Annotated in this window: 1 pseudogene; it reads left to right on the forward strand. The window is 68.3% G+C overall.

What is annotated here, in order from left to right:
* A pseudogene (locus QSK20_RS32050) lies at window positions 1-240 on the forward strand (hypothetical protein); the annotation flags it as partial.

Genomic DNA, 240 nt, shown 5'->3' on the forward strand with positions numbered 1-240 from the left:
GGCATGGACGAGCGGGCCGCCGTGGTCGCGATCGCGACGAGCCTGCAGGAGTCGAAGCTGGAGAACCTGGGTCATCTGGGTGACCGCAACGACCACGACTCGCAGGGCCTGTTCCAGCAGCGCCCGTCCAGCGGGTGGGGCACGGTCGAGCAGATCACCGACCCGGAGTACTCGACGACCGCGTTCCTGAAGGGTCTGAAGCAGGTCGACGGCTGGCAGGACATGCCGCTGACCGAGGCC

The sequence above is a fragment of the Micromonospora sp. NBRC 101691 genome (assembly GCF_030269285.1).
GTDB classification, from domain to species: domain Bacteria; phylum Actinomycetota; class Actinomycetes; order Mycobacteriales; family Micromonosporaceae; genus Micromonospora; species Micromonospora echinospora.